Origin of the sequence: Neisseria sp. HMSC03D10, assembly GCF_001807625.1 — a bacterium.
Classification (GTDB): domain Bacteria; phylum Pseudomonadota; class Gammaproteobacteria; order Burkholderiales; family Neisseriaceae; genus Neisseria; species Neisseria mucosa.
In genome coordinates this window covers 1-2,204 of record NZ_KV789525.1, presented here as the reverse complement: position 1 = coordinate 2,204, position 2,204 = coordinate 1, and the positions used below count along the sequence as shown (strand labels likewise).

The 2,204-nt window shown below is 55.3% G+C and carries 2 protein-coding genes; one reads left to right on the top strand and one right to left on the bottom strand.

Going from position 1 to position 2,204, the window contains the following annotated elements:
* Positions 1-1,664 (bottom strand): tRNA uridine-5-carboxymethylaminomethyl(34) synthesis enzyme MnmG (mnmG, locus tag HMPREF3066_RS04890; protein ID WP_472684805.1); only part of this gene is annotated, 1,664 nt, incomplete at its 3' end.
* A gap of 358 nt (positions 1,665-2,022) precedes the next feature.
* On the opposite strand from mnmG, the gene HMPREF3066_RS13105 reads away from it, so the two are divergent.
* Positions 2,023-2,196: a hypothetical protein gene (locus HMPREF3066_RS13105; RefSeq protein ID WP_155259020.1), complete on the top strand. Its 174-nt coding sequence runs from the start codon at positions 2,023-2,025 to the stop codon at positions 2,194-2,196.
* Positions 2,197-2,204 lie beyond the last annotated feature (8 nt).

Genomic DNA, 2,204 nt, shown 5'->3' with positions numbered 1-2,204 from the left:
TAGCCTTGGTATTTGACTTGGATTTCGACTTGTTCGACCACTTCGGCAGACAGGTTTTCAGACGACCTTGCGCCTTCGAGCGTCATCAGTGTGGCGTAGTCGAGGTTCGGGCGGCGCAGGAGGTCGTGCAGGTTGGCTTCGCGGCTGAGTTTTTGGCCGAATACGCGCAGCTGCTCTTCTTCGGCGAGTTTTTGCGGCGTGTACCACGTTGTTTTCAAACGTTGGATTTCGCGTTCGATGGCTTCGCGTTTTTCGTTGAACATGCGCCATTGTTCTTCACCCACTAAGCCGATTTTGTAGCCGTCTTCGGTCAGGCGCATATCGGCGTTGTCTTCCCTAAGTTGCAGGCGGTATTCGGCGCGGCTGGTGAACATTCGGTAAGGCTCGTTCACGCCTTTGGTGATGAGGTCGTCCACCAATACGCCGAGATAGGCTTGTTCGCGGCGAAGTAGGAGCGGGTCTTGTTCACGGACGTATTGCACGGCGTTTGCGCCTGCGAGCAGGCCTTGCGCGGCGGCTTCTTCGTAGCCGGTCGTGCCGTTGATTTGTCCGGCGAAGAAGAGGCCTTGGATGGTTTTGGTTTCGAGGCTGGCTTTGAGGTTGCGCGGGTCGAAGTAGTCGTATTCGATGGCGTAGCCGGGGCGCAGGATATGGGCGTTTTCAAGGCCTTTCATGCTGCGCACGAGCGCGATTTGGATGTCGAACGGCAGGCTGGTGGAAATACCGTTAGGGTAGTATTCGTTGGTGGTCAGGCCTTCGGGCTCGAGGAAAATCTGGTGGCTGTCTTTGTCGGCGAAGCGGTTGATTTTGTCTTCGATAGACGGACAGTAGCGCGGACCGACGCCTTCGATTTTGCCGGTGAACATGGGGCTGCGGTCGAAGCCTGAGCGGATAATGTCGTGTGTTTTCAAATTGGTATGCGTAATCCAGCAGGACACTTGGCGCGGGTGCATTTCGGCGTTGCCGCGCACGGAAAAGACGGGCACGGGCGTGTCGCCAGGCTGTTTGGTCAGTTGGGAGAAATCAATCGTGCGCCCGTCGATGCGCGGCGGCGTGCCAGTTTTCAGACGGCCTTGTGGCAGGTTCAATTCGCGCAAACATCCGCCCAGCGATTTGGCGGCGGGGTCGCCGGCGCGGCCGCCTTCGTAGTTTTCCAAACCGATGTGGATTTTGCCGGACAAAAACGTGCCTGCGGTCAGTACGACGGCGCGGGCTTTAAATTCCACGCCCATCGCGGTGATTACGCCTGAAATGCGGTCGCCGTCGAGCGTTACGTCGTCAACCGACTGCTGGAAAAGCTCCAAATTTTCTTGGTTTTCCAGCATTTCGCGGATGGCGGCTTTATACAGGATGCGGTCCGCCTGCGCGCGCGTGGCACGAACCGCCGCGCCTTTGCTGGCGTTCAGACGGCGGAACTGGATGCCGGATTTGTCGGTCGCCAACGCCATCGCGCCGCCGAGCGCGTCGAGTTCGCGCACAAGATGGCCTTTGCCGATGCCGCCGATGGAGGGGTTGCACGACATTTGTCCGAGCGTTTCGATGTTGTGTGTGAGCAAAAGCGTCTGCGCGCCCATGCGGGCGGCGGCAAGCGCGGCTTCCGTGCCTGCGTGGCCGCCGCCGACGACGATGACGTCGTAGGTTTTGGGGTAAATCATGTGGGTCATGTGTTTCAACGGGCCTAATGGTTTCAGACGACCTCTTTTCTCTGACGGAGGTCGTCTGAAAATATAATGAATTCAAAAATAAACGTGGGATTGTACGCTTTTTCGGTGGGATTTGACAGGTAGAAAGGCGCTTGCGGGTACGGGATGGGAAAAAGGTCGTCTGAAAATGCGGTTTCACCGAAATGAAAACGGATGAAACGGATTTGGCCCAATCTCAAATCTACAGTTTTTTAGAAGACCTTTGACTTGTTTTTAGCCCATCCTCCTTGTTTGCCGAGACCTTTCCCATTAATTTATATCAAGTCCTCCCCGCATTGCCGAAACAGCAAACCCCGACCTTCACCAAAAAGAAAACCCAATGAAACCATTTATCCGTGCCACATCCCTACTCTTCCTTGCCGCCGCCTCCGCGCTTGCCTCCGGCAAAGACTTTATCATTTACGACCGCATGGACTACGTCGGCAAACCCGACCTGACTGCCGACAAATTGTCCAAAGTATTCCTGATTTATAGTCAATTAAAAATAAAATAGTACAATAC